General features: G+C 61.5%; 17 protein-coding genes. 6 read left to right on the top strand and 11 right to left on the bottom strand.

Features of this window, described 5'->3' with window-relative positions; translation table 11 throughout:
- Positions 1-117: 117 nt before the first annotated feature.
- From AACW18_RS08640 to arcB, 3 genes are all read right to left on the bottom strand, one after another.
- A complete protein-coding gene (locus tag AACW18_RS08640; RefSeq protein ID WP_084228378.1) occupies positions 118-321 on the bottom strand; it encodes a hypothetical protein in 204 nt (67 codons plus the stop codon).
- A 285-nt stretch (positions 322-606) separates the two neighbouring features.
- Positions 607-1,971 carry a dGTPase gene (gene dgt, locus AACW18_RS08635; protein WP_218291726.1) on the bottom strand — a complete coding sequence of 455 codons (1,365 nt, stop codon included), beginning with the start codon at positions 1,969-1,971 and terminating at the stop codon, positions 607-609.
- Between the two features lie 37 nt (positions 1,972-2,008).
- Positions 2,009-4,321 carry an aerobic respiration two-component sensor histidine kinase ArcB gene (arcB, locus tag AACW18_RS08630; protein ID WP_218388396.1) on the bottom strand — a complete coding sequence of 771 codons (2,313 nt, stop codon included), beginning with the start codon at positions 4,319-4,321 and terminating at the stop codon, positions 2,009-2,011.
- A 201-nt stretch (positions 4,322-4,522) separates the two neighbouring features.
- Here arcB and AACW18_RS08625 point away from each other — a divergent pair, with 201 nt between their 5' ends.
- Complete coding sequence (locus AACW18_RS08625) at positions 4,523-5,521, top strand: DUF2860 family protein (RefSeq protein WP_218388395.1); 999 nt, start codon at positions 4,523-4,525, stop codon at positions 5,519-5,521.
- Between the two features lie 63 nt (positions 5,522-5,584).
- Here AACW18_RS08625 and AACW18_RS08620 read toward each other — a convergent pair whose 3' ends face one another.
- The 4 genes from AACW18_RS08620 to AACW18_RS08605 form a co-directional block, all read right to left on the bottom strand.
- On the bottom strand, positions 5,585-6,283 hold the full coding sequence (locus tag AACW18_RS08620; protein ID WP_218388394.1) for a DUF3334 family protein: 699 nt from the start codon (positions 6,281-6,283) through the stop codon (positions 5,585-5,587).
- 108 nt (positions 6,284-6,391) lie between these two features.
- Entirely contained in the window at positions 6,392-6,820 is a 429-nt protein-coding gene (locus AACW18_RS08615) for an HIT domain-containing protein (RefSeq protein ID WP_218388393.1), read from the bottom strand.
- Between the two features lie 71 nt (positions 6,821-6,891).
- Positions 6,892-7,506, bottom strand: coding sequence for a DUF2057 domain-containing protein (locus tag AACW18_RS08610; RefSeq protein ID WP_218388392.1), 615 nt, complete (start codon positions 7,504-7,506; stop codon positions 6,892-6,894).
- A gap of 84 nt (positions 7,507-7,590) precedes the next feature.
- Positions 7,591-8,490: a LysR family transcriptional regulator gene (locus AACW18_RS08605; RefSeq protein ID WP_218329773.1), complete on the bottom strand. Its 900-nt coding sequence runs from the start codon at positions 8,488-8,490 to the stop codon at positions 7,591-7,593.
- A gap of 99 nt (positions 8,491-8,589) precedes the next feature.
- On the opposite strand from AACW18_RS08605, the gene AACW18_RS08600 reads away from it, so the two are divergent.
- Entirely contained in the window at positions 8,590-9,192 is a 603-nt protein-coding gene (locus AACW18_RS08600) for a short chain dehydrogenase (RefSeq protein WP_218329774.1), read from the top strand.
- A gap of 139 nt (positions 9,193-9,331) precedes the next feature.
- On the opposite strand, the gene AACW18_RS08595 is transcribed toward AACW18_RS08600, so the two are convergent.
- The 3 genes from AACW18_RS08595 to dapA form a co-directional block, all read right to left on the bottom strand.
- Entirely contained in the window at positions 9,332-10,435 is a 1,104-nt protein-coding gene (locus AACW18_RS08595) for a phosphoribosylaminoimidazolesuccinocarboxamide synthase (protein WP_218388391.1), read from the bottom strand.
- Positions 10,436-10,626: 191 nt separating this feature from the next.
- Positions 10,627-11,754: an outer membrane protein assembly factor BamC gene (gene bamC, locus AACW18_RS08590; protein WP_218388390.1), complete on the bottom strand. Its 1,128-nt coding sequence runs from the start codon at positions 11,752-11,754 to the stop codon at positions 10,627-10,629.
- On the bottom strand, positions 11,747-12,634 hold the full coding sequence (gene dapA / locus AACW18_RS08585; RefSeq protein WP_218388389.1) for a 4-hydroxy-tetrahydrodipicolinate synthase: 888 nt from the start codon (positions 12,632-12,634) through the stop codon (positions 11,747-11,749). The genes bamC and dapA overlap by 8 nt, the downstream gene beginning before the upstream one ends.
- A gap of 201 nt (positions 12,635-12,835) precedes the next feature.
- Here dapA and AACW18_RS08580 point away from each other — a divergent pair, with 201 nt between their 5' ends.
- From AACW18_RS08580 to AACW18_RS08570, 3 genes are all read left to right on the top strand, one after another.
- Positions 12,836-13,369, top strand: a complete 534-nt coding sequence (locus AACW18_RS08580) for a glycine cleavage system protein R (protein ID WP_042654275.1) — start codon at positions 12,836-12,838, stop codon at positions 13,367-13,369.
- A gap of 16 nt (positions 13,370-13,385) precedes the next feature.
- Entirely contained in the window at positions 13,386-13,865 is a 480-nt protein-coding gene (bcp, locus tag AACW18_RS08575; protein WP_218388388.1) for a thioredoxin-dependent thiol peroxidase, read from the top strand.
- A gap of 381 nt (positions 13,866-14,246) precedes the next feature.
- Positions 14,247-14,747 (top strand): YfbU family protein, encoded by a 501-nt coding sequence (locus tag AACW18_RS08570; RefSeq protein WP_033128739.1) that lies wholly within the window; start codon positions 14,247-14,249, stop codon positions 14,745-14,747.
- Positions 14,748-14,799: 52 nt separating this feature from the next.
- On the opposite strand, the gene yfbV is transcribed toward AACW18_RS08570, so the two are convergent.
- On the bottom strand, positions 14,800-15,240 hold the full coding sequence (gene yfbV / locus AACW18_RS08565; RefSeq protein ID WP_042654277.1) for a terminus macrodomain insulation protein YfbV: 441 nt from the start codon (positions 15,238-15,240) through the stop codon (positions 14,800-14,802).
- Positions 15,241-15,542: 302 nt separating this feature from the next.
- On the opposite strand from yfbV, the gene AACW18_RS08560 reads away from it, so the two are divergent.
- Positions 15,543-16,745: an acetate kinase gene (locus AACW18_RS08560; RefSeq protein WP_218388387.1), complete on the top strand. Its 1,203-nt coding sequence runs from the start codon at positions 15,543-15,545 to the stop codon at positions 16,743-16,745.
- The last annotated feature ends 2 nt before the right edge of the window (positions 16,746-16,747 follow it).

The raw sequence follows: 16,747 nt of genomic DNA, 5'->3' as shown, positions 1-16,747 counted from the left end.
ATCATAGAGTTTTTGGTTAAATGTGCGACTAAAAAATCAGGGCGGCACCGATCAGAAACGAGAATGGCAGGCCTAGGCCTGCCATTTGCACATCAGGGGGGAGCGAGTCCCCCTCCATCAGGTTATTCGGTTCCCAAGGCGGAAGCCGGTTTGAAACTCCCGCACACGGACATGGGCAACCTGCACATCCTGCCCTTCCAGGCCGATGTCTTTCAACATGGCTGGCGAGAGATTCAGGTAGCTGACGCGACGCTCCAGTCGGGTGATCCGTTTCTGAACCAGGGATTCGACGGTGCGCAGCAGGACGAGTTCGATAGACATAATATTCTCCAGTTGAACTTGCGGTTCTCCCGGAGAGAGGACATCACCCTGCGGGATAACCGCGGGTGATGAAAAAGCAGGGGTTACCTGTTTCCTCCACGCGGTAAATAAAGAGCACGAGTCTTCGCGCTGCCAATGCAGCGATCGAACGCAACGTTGAACATGGAATGTTGCATAGTCGTCTCCTTACCGGGTGAAAGTTGTACAAGTTGCCACAGTCTAGAAAAACACCGAATTTTGTGCAATATCCATCCCACCCATATGGGTGGGATGGATATGGACCGATCAGATCCCGGACAGCAGCCGGAACTCCTCCAGCGCATAGGTATCCGTCATGCCGCTGACGTAATCGAGCAACAGCCGGACGCGGTAGTACCACTCCTGCTCGGCCCCGGATTCAAAGCGGGGATCGGCGGTCGCCACCGCCAGCCGGTATGCCTTGAGGTGGCGGGCCGACAGCCGGTGAAACAGCCGCCGGGCGAAGAAGAGCTCGCTGCCCCCCTTGCCCGCCAGCAAGCGCTCAAATTGCGCGGCCGGCAGCGCCAGCAGGCAGGCGTAAGTCGAGAGCACGCCGCGCAGGGCGGCGTAGCCTTCCAACTCCAGCGCCTCCACCTCAGGGCGCATGAACACCTGCTCGCGGGCCACCTGCTTGAGGGTATCGAGCACCCGCGCCGCCGGCGCCTGACCGTGCAGCAAGGCCTGGGGATAGGCACCGCTCAGGATGACGACATGCTCGCTCACATAGGTATCGGCCGCCAGGGTGACCAGATCCCGGGTGAGCTGTTGGCGAAAATGGGGAAAGAAGCCGCGGCCGGACGCCGCGGCCTGGGCCAGCAGGCCGGCCATGTAATCCCCCCCGTCGGCGCTGCGCAGCGCCTGCTGCAGCTCGCTCAGGCTGAGGATGTGCCGATCGACCGCATCCTCCAGATCGGCGATGCAGTAGGAGATGTCGTCCGCCGCCTCCATGATGTACACCAGCGGATGACGGCAGCCAGGGGCCAGCCCCAGGTGCTGGCTCAGGGACTGGTAGAGCGGCTGCTCGCTGAAGAAGATGCCGCGCTTGCTGGCCCAGCCGTGGTGCTGGCCAAAGTGCTGACCGGGCTGCGGCTGCTGCGGGTACTTGCACAGGGCCGCCAGCTGGCCCAGAGTCAGGTTCAGCTCGTGCAGGCTGTGCACCAGCCGCAGGCTCTGGGCGTTGCCGTCGAACACCAGCAGATCCTGGCGCAGCTCGGCCCATTGCGGGCTCGGGAGCCGGTCATGGGCACTGGCAAACAGCGCATCCAGCTCCTGTGCCAGCCACTGGCTCATCACCTGCTCGCCGAAGTGGCCGAACGGCGGGTTGCCGACGTCGTGCAGCAGGCAGGACATCTCCACCAGGTTGATGAAGGCCCCCTCGCAGACAGTGCCCGCCGGCAGGGCGGCCAGGATGCGGCGGCTGATCTGGCGGCCGGTCTCCTGCACCTCCAGCGAATGGGTGAGACGGCTGCGCACCGAGGCCTTCACATCGAGCGGAAAGACCTGGGTCTTCTGCTGCAGGCGGCGCACCGGCGCGGCCTGTACTATGCGGGCGCGATCCTGTTCGGTCGCCTCCAGCAGGGGCTCCTCGCCCCAGGGGTGAACCCGCAGTGAGGGGATCAGGCGCTGATACATGGGCTGCGTCTCCTTAGCTGTGATGACAGGGGCCGACTCAGGAGAGCAGCCAGCGGCGCAACCGGGCGATGTCACCCGGGTATTCACGGCGCAGCGTCTCGATCCAGTCTTCCACGTTCTCCCACCAGGCGGGGTGCTCCGGGCTCTGGATCAGCTGGGCCGTCTGTTGCAGGCGGCGCAGGCCTATTGAGCCGGCCGCCCCCTTGATCTTGTGCGCCTCCTCCACCACGCCGGCCTGATCCCTGGCGATCATGTTGGTGTCGAGCACCGCCATGTAGTCGGGCAGCATCTTCTCGAACAGGTCGACGCTGGAGAGCAGCACCGGCTTGCCGACCGTGCTGGCGTAATCGGTGAGGAAGGGCAGATCCAGCAGCTCATCCTGATTGCCCGCATCCTCCTGCTCATCGGCCTCGTCGTCGGCCAGATCCGCAAACAGGTGGCCAATCACCTCGCGCACCGCCTTGGATCCCAGCGGCTTGTTGATCACATCCTGCAGACCGCGATCCCGGTAGTACTGGCGATCGCCGGTGCTATTGGCGGTGAGTGCCACCATGGGTGGCAGACTGTCGCCGTAGCGGGCCAGCAGTTGGGCCGCCACATCGAAGCCGGTCATGTCCGGCAGCTGGATATCGAGCAGGATGAGGTCGAAGTCATCGGGATTGGCCATGGCCAACGCCTGGGTCCCATCCCGTGCCACCTTGACCTGATGCCCCAGCTTGTTCAGCAGGGCGCAGGCCACGGTCACGTTCAGCTCCACATCCTCCACCAGCAGGATGTCGAGGGCCGGCAGCTCCTGCTCCTGCTCGGCGGCCAGGGATTCGACGCAGTCCACCTCGAGCTCGGCGGTGAAGCAGGAGCCCTCACCGGGATCGCTGTCCACATAGAGCTCGCCGCCCATGGCCTGCACCAGCTGACGGGAGACCGCGAGACCGATGCCGGTGCCGGTGGCGTGCTTCTTGCCCTGCACCTGATAGTACATGGCGAAGATCTTCTCCTGCTGGGCGCGCGGAATGCCGACCCCGGTGTCTTCCACCTCGAAGTGCAGCGCCAACTTGCCCGGCACATCGGACGCGTGGGAGAGGCAACGCACCGTCACCCCGCCCTCGTCGGTAAACTTGACCGCATTGCCCACCAGGTTCCACAACACCTGGCGCAGGCGGGTGCCGTCGGCCATCACGAACTGCGGCATGTCCCCATCCCGGTCGAAGTGCAGGTAGAGCCCCTTCTGCTCCGCCTGGATGCGCGACAGCGTCTCCAGCTCGTCGAGGAAGGCGGGCAGGTCGATGCGGGTGGGAGCTATCTCCAGCCGGCGGCGATCGAGTTTGTCGAGATCGATGATGTCGTTGAAGATGTTGCCGAGCGTCACCGCACTCAGGTGAATGGTCTTGAGCTGCTGGTGTTGCTTGGCATCGAGCGGCGTATCCATCAGCATCCGGCTGAGGCCCACTATGCCGTTGAGCGGGGTGCGTAGCTCGTGGCTGATGGTGGAGATGAAGGTGGTCTTGTCGCGGCTCGCCTTCTCCAGCTTGTCCTGGTATTGCTTGCGCTCTGTGATGTCACGGCCAAAGCCGAGCAGGCCGAGCCGCTTGCCGAAGCGGTCGAAGAAGGGCACCTTGCGCAGCTCGAAGTAGGCCTTGCGGCCATCCGGATACTCCAGCCACTGCTCGTAGGTGAGCGGCTCGTTGCTGGTGAAGACCTGCTTGTCGGTCTCCACCACCTTGCTGGCGATGTCCTGCTTGTAGACATCGAACGGGGTCAGCCCGATGAGTTCGGCCTCGACCTTGCCGGTCAGCTCCTCCATGGCGCGGTTGCAGCCGGAGAACTGCTGCTCCTCGTTGCGGTAATAGACCAGATCGGGGGAGCAGTCGATGAAGGAGCGCAGCAGGGCGGTGCGCTCACCCAGGTGCAGCTGGGCCTTCTCGCGCTGGAACACCTCGTTCTCCAGATCCTCGATCGCCTGCTGACGCAGGGTCTCGGCCCTGTTGGTTTCGGCTATCTGGGCGTTGAGGCGACTGATGTTCTCCTGCAGCTGGCTGTTGAGCTCGAGATCCCGCTCGCGCATGTCCTGCAGCTTGCGCACCATGCGGGTCAGCCGCTGACGGGAGTCCTCCAGCTGATCCACCACGATGGAGAGGAAATAGACGGCCCAGGGGGTCACCAGCAGGCCGAAGAACACCGAGCGCACCAGGTCGACGATATCCACTGTGCCACGCAGAAACTGGGTCACGCCCATCTGGATCGTCACGGCCAGCACTATGATGCCCGCCGCCAGCAGCATGCTGAAACGGACCAGCCCCAGCTTGGTCATCAGGTCGACGTAGTACTGCGCCCAGGATTTGATTTGCTTCATCTCGTTATTTTCTCCCCGCTATTGCGCAAACAGAATACCAGCACGGCGCACCGAACACTTGCCCGTCACCGCATAAATTATTGATTAACGTCACACTCCTGCTGGGGTAGCATGCCCACCTTGGCTAGTCAGCCCCAGTTCAGCAAAGGACGCTGACCCGGCCATGCGGTCTCATCATTCGTCATTTCAGGAGTCCTACTGATGCGTAATCTCACCCTGCTGAGTCTCAGCCTGCTGGTCGCCAATGCCGCCCACGCCGATCTCGGTGCCATTCCCACGCAATCTGGCTGGTCCGGTTTCTTGTTGGGAGGGGTCAGTGCCATCAGCCATGAATCCAATTTCTATGCCGGCGGGGACAGCAATGGCCACATCGACGGCCTCGGCTCCCCCGCCAGCGAGAGCGAGCTGGCACCGCTCATCAACGCCGACATCCGCTACACCTTCGCCGATACCCGCACCCAGGTATTCCTCGGCAACCTCATCCAGGATGCGCTGCGCTTCGACTTTACCCAGCAGCTCGGGATCCGCCAGGAGATGGGCGACAAGGGGATAGTGGCGGGCTCTGTGGTATTCAACGCCATGCCGGTCGAGCTGTGGAGCGATCCCTTCGCCGTCGGGGTGGAGCGCAGCACCACCGATGCCAAGTCGAAGGGCGTGCGGTTCGCCTGGGACAAGATCTGGGGCAGCAACTTCAATGGCAGCCTCACCAGCCGGGAGATGGAGCTGGATGAGGAGCGCAGCGGCCAGCAGTACGATCAGCGCAACGGCACCCACTATGCCCCCATGCTGGATCGCAACGGCAAGATCCATGACATGGAGCTCTCCTACCAGTGGCACTTCGGGGGTGGCCAGCTGCTGGAGCCCGCCATTCTCTACAAGCAGGCCGATCTCGATGGCAGTGCCGAGAGCTTCAAGAACCTGGGGATGCAGCTGACCTATGCCAAGCGCGGCCCCCAGTGGTCCGTCGTCGGCAACGCCTATGCCGGCAAGCGCGAGTATGACGAGGCGAATCCCCTGTTCGGCCAACGCGCCGATGCCAGGGAGTTTGTGCTGGCCGGCACCTTCTTCTGGCACAATCTGATGGGGGTCAGGGATCTCTCCGCCACCGTCACGGCGGCCTACAACCAGGCCGATTCAGACATCGCCTTCTACGATACCCAGACCAGCATCCTCAGCGCCGGTCTGCTCTACAACTTCTAAGTCCAGTCGCCCCGAATACAAGGAGGCCACCCCTGGGGTGGCCTCCTTGTATCTGCTTGGTCATCAGAGACCGAGGGAGTTGAGCAGGTCGTCGTGATCGTTGGCGACGGGGGCCACCACCGGGGCCGGCTTGGCCGCCGCCAGCTTGGTCTGGGCGATCAGGGCATCGGGGTCAATCTCCTCCTGATCCCTGCCCTCGTTGTGCAGCCGGATGAACTCGGTGCCGTCCATCGCCAGCTCCAGGTAGAAGATGTTGTTGCTGGCGGTGAAGAAGGTGACCCTGCGGGTCTCGGGATTGTCGAGGTTGGTATCCACGCTCAGCATCACCTGCTTGTTCAGGGCCAGCATCTTGGGCTGGTTCTGGGTGATGTGGGTCTGCAACTCGCGGCCCACCTTGCCGGTGAAGCTGCCGAGGATCTGGTTCATCAGCTCGCCCATGACGTTGCTCACCTCGTCCGAGGTGTGGGAGATGGCGAGATCCTCCTTGGAGAGCCCCATGCTGAGCATGTAGCTCTGGTAGAGCTCCATGGCCGCGGCGGCGGAGAAGTTGATCACCACCAGGCCGGAGAAGCCGCCATCAAACAGCACGAAACAGCCGATATCCGGCTTGAGGCAGGTCTTGCTGATCCGCTGCACCATGCCGGAGAAGCGCACCTGGGTCTGGGTCGCCGCGCTCAATACGCCCGTGACCGAATTGCACAGACTCAGCAGCACATCCTCGGTGGTCAATACGGCGTCATCATCGGATCTTGTTAGTATCATGGAACCTTCCTGCTGATCGAAAATGGGCTAGTCGTTGTCGTCAGGCTAACAGATAGCCTGACCCCGGCCTGGAAACAGCGAGCCAGCTCTCACTTGATGCCATTGTCACTATTGAAGAGGGGTAAATCCGCTCAGGGTCGCCAGCCGGGCTCGCCAGTTATCGGCCGCAATCTGTAAATCTTGCGCCTCATATGCCACGGCAGGGTACGCCCCCCAGATGGGGCCGGGCCAGGCGGGGTCCGTACTGAAGCGAGCCACATGGTGCAGGTGCAGCTGGGGCACCATATTGCCAAGCGCCGCCACGTTGATCTTGTCCGGGTTCAGCGCCTGCTCCATCAGGGCGGCGACGGCGCAGGACTCCTGCATCAGCTGTTGCTGCTGCTCGGGAGCGAGGTGGTGGATCTCCCGCAACTGGGCTATGCGGGGCACCAGGATGAGCCAGGGGTACTGGCTGTCTCTGGCGAGCAGGACGCGGCAGAGCGGCAGATCCCCGAGCGGCTGGGTATCCGCCTGCAGGCGGGGATGCAATTCAAACATGAGAACCTCGTTGGTCAAGATGGGCAGGTCGCCAGGCGACTGTGCCCACGTTACTGCAACGAGGGGCAAACTTAAAGCTGGGGCACGGCCCAGCCGATGAAGCGCTTGCGCAGCACCGGATCGGCCTGCAGGAAGAGTCGCTGCAGCTGCCCCTCCAGCTCGCTGGCGGCCACCGGCACCGAGGTTCCCGCCGCCACCGTCATCGCGCCGACCGTGTTCAGCGCCGCCTTGCCCCCACCGCGATTGTACTCCTCCAGCCTGGCGCGCCAATCCATGCCGATCTGCATGCCATTGACCACCAGCTCATCCTGCTGCATGGCCAGTGGCTGGCCCCCCGTCTGCAGGCTCACCAGCGGCGCCTTGGCGTAGCGTTCCATCCCGCTCTCATCGCCGGGAACGGCCGCCTGCAAGCGCACCGACTGCCGGCTGGCGTCATAGCGGATCACCTGGGGCTCGGAGCGGATCTGGCGATCGTTGTCGCTGCTGTTGCGACTCGGGATCACCCCCTCATAGCGCACCAGCAACTGCTGTTGCCCGTCGGCCAGCACGGCATGCTGCTCGTCCTGCACCTTGCCGGCGCTCACCGCCAGGATCTGGAAATTCTCCGGCACCCTGACCTCGACCTCGGCCTGCGCCGCCCCGGCACACAACAGCATGACGCCGACCCAACCCTGATGACCCTTCATCCTCTGCCTCTCTCCATCGCTGTGATGAGCGCAGGGTAACAGCCGGATATGACAGAAAAATAACGCTGGCTCAGCCGGTTGCACTCAGATCAGGTAGTGCGGCCGCTCGGCAAACCACTCGGCCAGCACCTGCTTGAACAGGCGGATCTTGCGCGGCACCCGCCGCTGCTGGGCATGCAGCACATGGAGCGGGTGCAGGCCGGTCTGCCACTCCCCCAGCACCGCCACCAGCTCCCCCCTGGCCAGGCTGGCCTCCACCAGCATCAGCGGGCACTTGGCATAGCCCATGCCGGCACGGGCCAGCTGCAGCAGGGTGCTGTAGTGGTTGGCCCGCACCCGTCCCTGCACCGGGATCAGGGCCTCCTCCCCCTCCTTGCGAAAATGCCACTGCTCCCAGGCGGGGTTGCTTCCCTGCAGCAAACAGCTGCGACCGCTCAGCTCATAGGGGGTGGCCGGGATCCCCTCCCGCGCGAGCAGGGCCGGGCTGGCCACCACCACGTCTCTCAGCCGGCCGAGCGGCAGGGCCACCAGGTTGTCCGGCACATGGCTCATGGCACGCAGGGCGATGTCGTGCTCCCCCTGGCTCATGTCGACCATGGCGTTGGTGAAGTTGAGCTCGACCTGCACCCCGGGGCAGCGCTCGGCGAAGCGCGCCAGCAGGTCGCTCACCATGCGATCGCCGGTGCTGACCGGGCAGGTGAAACGCAGGCGGCCGCCGTCCTCCTCGGTCAGGGCCTGGATGTCCTGCTCCGCCTGCTGGGCCAGCGCGAAGATCTGCCCCGCCTGCAGATAGAGGGTCTTGCCCGCCTCGGTCAGGCTGAGCCGGCGGGTGGTGCGCTGCAACAGCTGGGCGTTGAGGGAGGCCTCCAGCGCGCTGACGTGGCGGCTCAGCATCCCCTTGCTCACCCCCAACAGGTCGGCCGCGGCGGAGAAGCTGCCGCGTTTGACCACCTCATAGAAGCTGGCCAGGTGGGCGATATCCATCCATTCACTCCAATATGGAAACAATACGTTCATATTAAGCGCTTTTTCTTCTCTTTAGTCCTACTAGAATCCTGAATATCCCAATCAGGAGTGACCAAGATGAAAATCGTAATTGTGGGTGCCTCCGGCACCATCGGATCCGCCGTCAGTGAACTGCTCGCCAGGGACCATGAGGTCATCCGGGTCGGCCACAGCCAGGGGGATGCCAGGGTAGACATGACGGACTGCGCCTCCATCACCGCCCTGTTCGCGGGGATAGGCCGGTTTGATGCCCTGCTGGTGGCCAGCGGCAGCGTCGCCTTCAACGCCTTCCCCGAGATGACGGACGAGCAGTGGCAAACGGGGCTGGAGAGCAAGCTGATGGGCCAGATCAGGCTGACTCGCGCCGCCATCCCGCACCTCAACGACCGGGGATCCATCACCCTGATCGGCGGCATCCTGAGCGAGGAGCCCATCAACTGGGGGGTCAGCGCCAGCACTATCAACGGTGCCATCGAACACTTCGTGCGGGCCGCGGCCTGCGAGCTGCCGCGGGGGCTGCGCATCAACGCGATAAGCCCGACCGTGCTGGTCGAATCCATGGACAAGTATGCCGACTTCTTCCCTGGCTTCGTGCCGGTGCCCGCCGCCCGGGTGGCCCAGGCCTACAAGAAGTCGGTGCTGGGGGTACAGAGCGGCCAGGTGTTCAGGGTCAACGGCTGAGGCCACCCTCTCCCACTGCCAGACACCAATAAAAACGGGCCCGCGATGGGCCCGTCTGTTTATCCGGCGCTGTGCCCGGCTATGCCTTCTTGTCACCAGCAAACGTTTGTTTGTCGGCGACAAAAAAACAGGGCAAGCCTCAGTCGATCAGACCGTACTGCTCGCGCAACACCTCGATGATCTCCTGCTTGGGATTGGCACTGCGCACCAGCGGCTGACCGATGATCTTCTCGGCGATCCCCACGTAGGTGTTGGAGATGTCCATCATCACCGCCGTCGGCAGCTTGTTGTCGCGCGCCAGGGCGAAGCGTTCCGGCATGCGGTGCTTGTTGAGCAGGATGTCCGGATCCGGGAAGTGGTTCAGCAGCCACTGGCGGAAGCCCTCTTTCGACTTCTCGACGATCTGGCCTTCACGCAGGGCGGCGCCGTCCCAGATGCGGGAGCTGTCGGGGGTACCCACTTCATCCATGTAGATGAGCTTCTCGTTGCCGGCGGCGTCCTTGACGTAGCCAAACTCGAACTTGGTGTCGACGAAGATCTGATCGAGCGCGGTCAGCGCATCGCTGATCACGTTGAAGCCTTCCTTGAGCAGCACTTCGTAGCGGTCGATGTCGGCCGGCTTGCTGAAGTTGAAGCCCTGGCAGTGGCGCTCGATGTCGGCGCGGGAGACGTTGACGTCATCGGCTTCCGGCACGCCTTCCAGCCCCTTGAGCACACCCTTGGTGGATGGGGTGATGAGGATCTCCGGCAGCTTCTGATCCTTCTTCAGCCCTTCCGGCAGGCGGATGCCGCAAAACTCGCGCTCGCCGTCCTTGTAGGCACGCCACATGGAGCCGGTGATGTACTGGCGGGCGATGGCTTCGATCATCACGGGACGGGCTTTATGCACTATCCAGACGAAGGGGTGCGGGATATCCAGGATGTGGCTGTCGGCCAGTCCCTTCTCCTTGAACAGCTTGAACCAATGGCTGGAGATGGCGTTGAGCGCCGCGCCCTTGCCCGGCACGCCGTTCAGCCCGTCCACGCCCTGCCAGATGCAGTCGAAGGCCGAGATGCGGTCACTGATCACCATGATGGCGAGCGGCGCATCGGCCGGCACATCATAGCCTTTCTCTCTTATGAGCCGGGCACTGTCTGCCGGGGTCAACCAGTAGACGCTGCGCACTTTGCCGGAATGGACAGGTTTATCGGTACGGATCGGCAAATCGTCATTCACCGCCAATACTTGATCTGCAAGACTCATGGCTTTTAACACTTCCTGTTGTGGGACTGATAAAACAGGAGCTCCAGGCCCCTGTTTGTGGGGGTAAATATAACGAAGCGAGAGCACGACCCCCTTTATAAACTGGGGGATTCACTTAACAAACAAGAGTACTAGGCTCTCTGTTTGTAAGGAAATTCACATAACAAAACAGGGGCACCAGGCCCCTGTTTCTATTCTGCTTTTGCCGCAGCCTGATCGGCTTGGCCCTTGGCGAATGCCTCGGACAGGCTGATGTACATCTGGGAGATGACCCCGGATGCGACCGGCTTCTTGTCCTTGTCAAACAGGGTGATGGAGGTCTTGCCTCCGGCCATCTCGCCGAGCTGGAAGCGATACTTGTCTTCCTCCAGCTTGAACGGCTCGGCCCCCTTGGCCTGCCAGAACTCGGCACCCGGATCGTCATACTCGACGTCGATCCAGCCCAGGGACTGCTGGGTATCCTTGATGACGAAGCCGTAATTTGGCAGCACCTGATTGAGACGGCGCCACACCTGTTCGAAGGAACCGTCGGCGATCCAGGCGCTCAGCTCGTTGTTGTCGAGGCCAAGCTCCATGCCCATGCCATCGTTGGACTTGTGCTGCTCGCGAGCCTTGAGCTGCTTGTCGTAGTAGAGGGAGAACTGGTTCAGGGCGCGGGTCGCGTAGCGTTGGCCATCGGCCGCGGTCAGCGCTGTGGTGGTCTCGCCGTCGTAGGTCTCTTCGTGCTCCAGCACCCGCACCGACATGTTGACGGCATGGCGCTGGACATCGTTGTGCAGGGTGAACTGATAACGCTGACGAATGCGGAAGTCTTCGTCTTCCTCACCCCAGCCATCGAGCGCACCGGTGTTGTCGAACCAGCCGGTCTGCAACACGCCGCCCTGCTGATCCAGCTTCTCGGTGGTCACCTTGTGCTGGGCCAGGAAATTCATCAGGAAGGACCAAGTGTCACGCTCCACGCTCTGGCTGGTGCTCAGGGCATAGAAGGCCAGGGTAGGCTCGCTGGCATTGGGTACGACCTGGCTGCCGGGGACCACGGTCAGCAGCTGGGCAGGAGGACGCACATCGACCTTGGCGCCGATGGCACCCTCGCGGCTGCTCTCGGGCAGGGCCGGAATGTCGAAATTGCTGTTAAAAGCGGGGGCACTCAACCCGGCGGGCACGAGGAAGGCACGACCTTCGAGGCGGTTCTCTTCGTACTCGAAGCCACGGTTGGCCATCTTGCGATCCTGGGGTGAGCTACAGGCTGCCAACACGGCAACGGTCGCAACACTCAGCACCAGGCGCACTGCATTTCCCTTTCCATTTGCTTTAAACACTCGCCATCAACTCCGCAGTCGTCAGTGCTCGGGTCATCGCTCGCTCGCCCTCGGGGGTGAGGTCGGTGAGCGGCAGACGCAAGGTCGCCGTCGCCATCAATCCCAGTCGGGCACAGGCCCACTTCACCGGGATGGGACTCGGTTCGCAGAACAGAGTCTGATGCAACGGCATCAATCGATTGTTGATATCATGAGCCAGACCGGCATTACCGGCCAGCGCAGCACGACACATGTCGGCCATCTGGGCCGCCGCAATATTGGTGGTGACTGAGATGACTCCGTCCCCCCCTTGCAGCATAAAATCACATCCACTGGCATCATCGCCACTATAAAGCGCAAAATCCGCTCCGCACAGCTCCCGCAGCAGCGGTGTCCGGTCGAGATCACCGGTGGCCTCTTTCAGACCTATGATGCCGGGCACCTTAGCCAGCCTGGCCACGGTCTCCGGTTTGAGATCGCAACAGGTGCGACCGGGCACATTATAGAGAATTTGAGGCAGACCACTAGCCTCGGCGATCGCACAATAGTGACGATAGAGGCCTTCCTGGGTGGGTTTGTTGTAATAAGGGGTCACCGAGAGGCCTGCCACCACGCCGGTTTGGGCGAAACGGCGGGAGAGTGCGATGGCATGGGCGGTGCTGTTGGAGCCACAACCGGCGATGACCGGGATACGCCTGGCGGCAAACTCGACGGTTTTTTCCACGACGGCGATGTGTTCCTGCTCGCTCAGGGTCACCGACTCCCCGGTGGTCCCCACCGCGACAATGGCACTGGTGCCGGCGTCGACATGATGATCGACCAGGGCGGCCAGACTGGCCCAATCGACTTCACCCGAGGCCAGCATGGGGGTAACGAGCGCAACAATACTACCGCGTAACATGGATTTTTCTCCCGATTTTCAGGGGCGTTATGGTAAAGCTGCCCCCTTTGAAAAACAAGGGAGGCGAGGGACAAGCCGTGTTACCATCCGCCACAAAACGCAGCAATGCAGGCGTGCAGGACATGGCCCCAAGCTTGGCCTCCATGCCCAGGAACAGAGCGCGCTGCAAACGCCTTCGCAATAATGGACGAGAGACGATTTATGACTCACTACCTGGTCGTAACGGCCATCGGCACGGATAGGCCTGGCATCGTCAATGAGGTTACCCGTCACGTCAGTGGCTGCGGTTGCAACATTGTCGACAGCCGTCTTGGCATCTTTGGTAACGAATTCACCTTCATCATGCTGTTGTCCGGTGACTGGAACAGCCTGATGCAACTCGAGATAAGTCTGCCCCTGCGCAGCCAGGAGTGGGATCTCATCACCATGATGAAGCGCACCGAGCGCCACCACTCCCTGCAGTACGACATCAGCGCCAGTGCCGAGGTCCTGATCCGGGATCAGCCCGGCATCGTCAGCCAGTGCACCCAGTTCTTCAGCGATCATGGTTGGGACATCCAGGCCATGCAGACCATTACCCTCGAGCAACAGCCGTTCAACCTGCTCAAGGCGAGCTTTCAGTTGAACCTGGCCAAGCAGGGAGAGTCTGGTGAATCCAAGGCGGCCTTCGCCGAATTCTGTCGTGAACTGGGCGCCGAATCGTTCGAGTTCCTCATCAATCACAAATACGCCTGACGGCTCAGGAGACCCCATGCAACCACTACAAGCTGGCACCCAGGCCCCCGACTTCTCTCTCTCCGATCAGGATGGCATTCAGGTTAGTTTGTCCTCCCTGCGCGGCAAGAAGGTGCTCATCTATTTCTACCCCAAGGCGATGACCCCGGGCTGCACCACCCAGGCCTGCGGCCTGCGTGACGTCAACGCCGAGCTGGCCGCCCTCAATGTGGTGGTACTCGGCATCAGCCCGGATCCGGCCAAGCGCCTGAAGAAATTCGAAGAGCGCGACAGCCTGAACTTCCGCCTGCTGGCCGATGAGGATCATGCCGTAGCCGACGCCTTTGGCGTCTGGGGCCCGAAGAAGTTCATGGGCAAGGAGTACGACGGCATCCACCGGCTGAGTTTCCTCATCGACGAGGAGGGCAAGGTGGCCCACCGTTTCGACAAGTTCAAGACCAGCGATCACCATCAGGTGGTGCTCTCCCTGATCCAGGGCCAGTCGGCGGGTGTTTGAGTCTCCTCGTACCTGATAGAGAGAGGGCCTGCAGTTGCAGGCCCTCTTTGCTGATGCGCTTCGTCTTCAGAAACTATGGGGCACGCGGCTGCCTGCCCCGTCCCACCTGCGAGCCCTGGGTCGCGGCGAGATCCTTATGATGGCTTGCACCTGATGGGGTGCCTTGGTGGTAGATCATCTGGCATGGGCCAAATGACGCTTACATTTTTGCCTCTCCACCACACAATACAAGTCGGCCAGGACACATTTAATTAACCGGGTCGCCGGCGGTTTTGATTTCCCCTCTCCCGTTTTTCTCGCCAACCTCCCCTGCCAGATCAAAAAATTCATCTTAGATATGGGTTAACGTGGCTGCAGATTCATTTTCCAGTGAGACAGCCCATGAACATGAGCCACACCGAACGCCTGATCCTGAGCAATCAGTACGAGATCCTGGCCAAACTCAATCCGGAAAAGGCGCCGTTCTACCAGCGCGCCAGCACCATAGTCGAGCGCGGCTACTGCCTGCAGATCCTCGAGCTGGAGAAGAGCTTCGGTCACCTGGATCTCGCCACCTGCCAGGAGGTGCTGGACACCCTGGAGCTGCACCATGCGCTGGCCATCTCTTGGGGCAACCTGGACGCCGCCAGCCAGGCCGAGGTGAATGCCAGCCGACTGAGCTTCAACGGCTACAGCCGCAGCCAGGAGCGGGAACTGGCGGATTATGTCTGCTTCCTGCTGGAAGTGGACAAGCGTTTCCCCGAGCTGCCGTGCCCCTGTGACGAGCTCTCCAGCGACATCGCCATGCGCGACAAGTACCAGCGCATGCTGGCGGCCTGGCGTCAGTGCCCCCGTCAGTACAAGCTCTCCATCCAGGAGATCAGCAAGGTGCTGGCGGCCTGAACAGGCTAATGAAAAAGGCGCCCTTGGGCGCCTTTTTGGCCGTGCTACCGGCTCATTCGTAGAGGAAGGATTTGTCCAGCTGCTTGAAGGCGGCATTGAGGGTATCGGCCAGCTCCTCATAACGGGGCCGCGCCACCAGCTGGCGGTGACCGCCCTGCTCGTTCATCTTGCCGTTGATCTCCCGATACCAGCTGGCAAGAGAGGGAGGAAGCCGGGTATCGGCGCGCTGGCCAAGCCAGTAGTAACCCTGCAGCGGCAGGCTGAGCAGAAACAGCACCGAGGCCATGACCGAAGGCCAATAATGCAGCTCGCCAAACTGGAACTGCAACATGACGCTGAACACGGCGAGCGCCGGGATGGTCTTGAGGGCAAACTCGGTGGCCTTGATCACCCGATTCTCGGGGAACAGGGAATTAAGCTCGGGACGGCGCGGCCAAAGAGTCATATAATGACGGCCTTGCTGTAACTTAGTTCCAAAAATGTTCATGCTCATGCTACCTCCGAGCTCTTTTTGAACGTATTAACGGCAAAACCTCGACAATATTTGAGGCTCAATAACAAAGGTTGAGGATGACTTTGTTATTTTTCAACAATCAGGTTATCCTTTGTACGCCTAATTTTTATGCCAACGGCCCGCCGTTGGCCTGTCAGGGACGTCTGGATTTCGGGTCTTGTATCACTATACAAGGGGCAAGCAACAGATTGCCAACCCTCATAAGGATAAGTTGATTGTTTTTGGACGCACCGCGTCCGGCGCATCCTCCAACCCAACCCAATCTGCGATAGGATTTATTCATGAGTAAGCTGGTTCTTGTTCTTAACTGTGGCAGCTCGTCCCTGAAGTTTGCTGTCATTGACGCAACCACCGGTGATGATCTGCTGTCCGGCCTGGCCGAGTGTTTCAACCTCGACGACGCCCGCATCAAGTGGAAACTGAATGGTGAGAAGGGTAGCGCCGATCTGGGTGCCGGTGCCGCTCACCAGGAAGCGCTGGACTTCATCGTCCACAAGATCCTGCCGCTCAACCCGGAACTGTCCAAGAACCTGATCGCCGTCGGCCACCGCGTGGTTCACGGTGGTGAGCAATTCACTTCCTCCGTGCGGATCTGCAAAGACGTGATCGCCGGTATCGAAGCCGCCATTCCTTACGCTCCGCTGCACAACCCGGCGCACCTGATCGGTATCCGTGCCGCGCTGAAGGTGTTCCCTGAGCTGGCCGAGAAGAACGTCGCCGTGTTCGACACCGCGTTCCACCAGACCATGCCGGAAGAAGCCTTCCTGTACGCCCTGCCGTACAAGCTCTACAAAGAGAACGGCATCCGTCGCTACGGCGCCCACGGCACCAGCCACTACTACATCAGCCTGGAAGCCGCCAAGCAGCTGAACAAGCCGGTGTCCGAACTGAACATCATCAACTGCCACCTGGGCAACGGCGGCTCCGTCTGCGCCATCAAGAACGGCAAATCCGTTGATACCTCCATGGGTCTGACCCCGCTGGAAGGCTTGGTGATGGGTACCCGTTCCGGTGATCTGGATCCGGCCATCATCTTCTTCCTGCACGACAAGCTGGGCATGAGCGTGGCCGAGATCAACACCATGCTGACCAAGGAATCCGGCCTGCAGGGTCTGACCGAAGTCACCTCCGACTGCCGTTTCGTTGAAGACAACTACGACAGCAAGGAAGAAGCCAAGCGCGCCATGGACGTGTACTGCTACCGTCTGGCCAAGTACATCGGCGCTTACGCCGCCGCCATGGACGGTCGTCTGGATGCCGTGGTCTTCACCGGTGGCATCGGCGAGAACTCCGCCCCGATCCGTGAAATCACCCTGAACAAGCTGGGCCTGCTGGGCTTTGACGTCGACCACGACGCCAACCTGGCCGCTCGCTTCGGCAAGGGTGGCGAGATCACCAAGGCTGGCTCCACCAAGGCCCTGGTTATCCCGACCAACGAAGAGTGGGTCATCGCCCACGACGCGCTGGAACTGGTCGGCGCATAATT

Origin of the sequence: Aeromonas sp. sia0103 (assembly GCF_963895295.1) — a bacterium.
Classification (GTDB): domain Bacteria; phylum Pseudomonadota; class Gammaproteobacteria; order Enterobacterales; family Aeromonadaceae; genus Aeromonas; species Aeromonas encheleia.
Note: the sequence above shows the minus strand (reverse complement) of the source record. Positions and strands in the feature narration are given on the sequence as shown.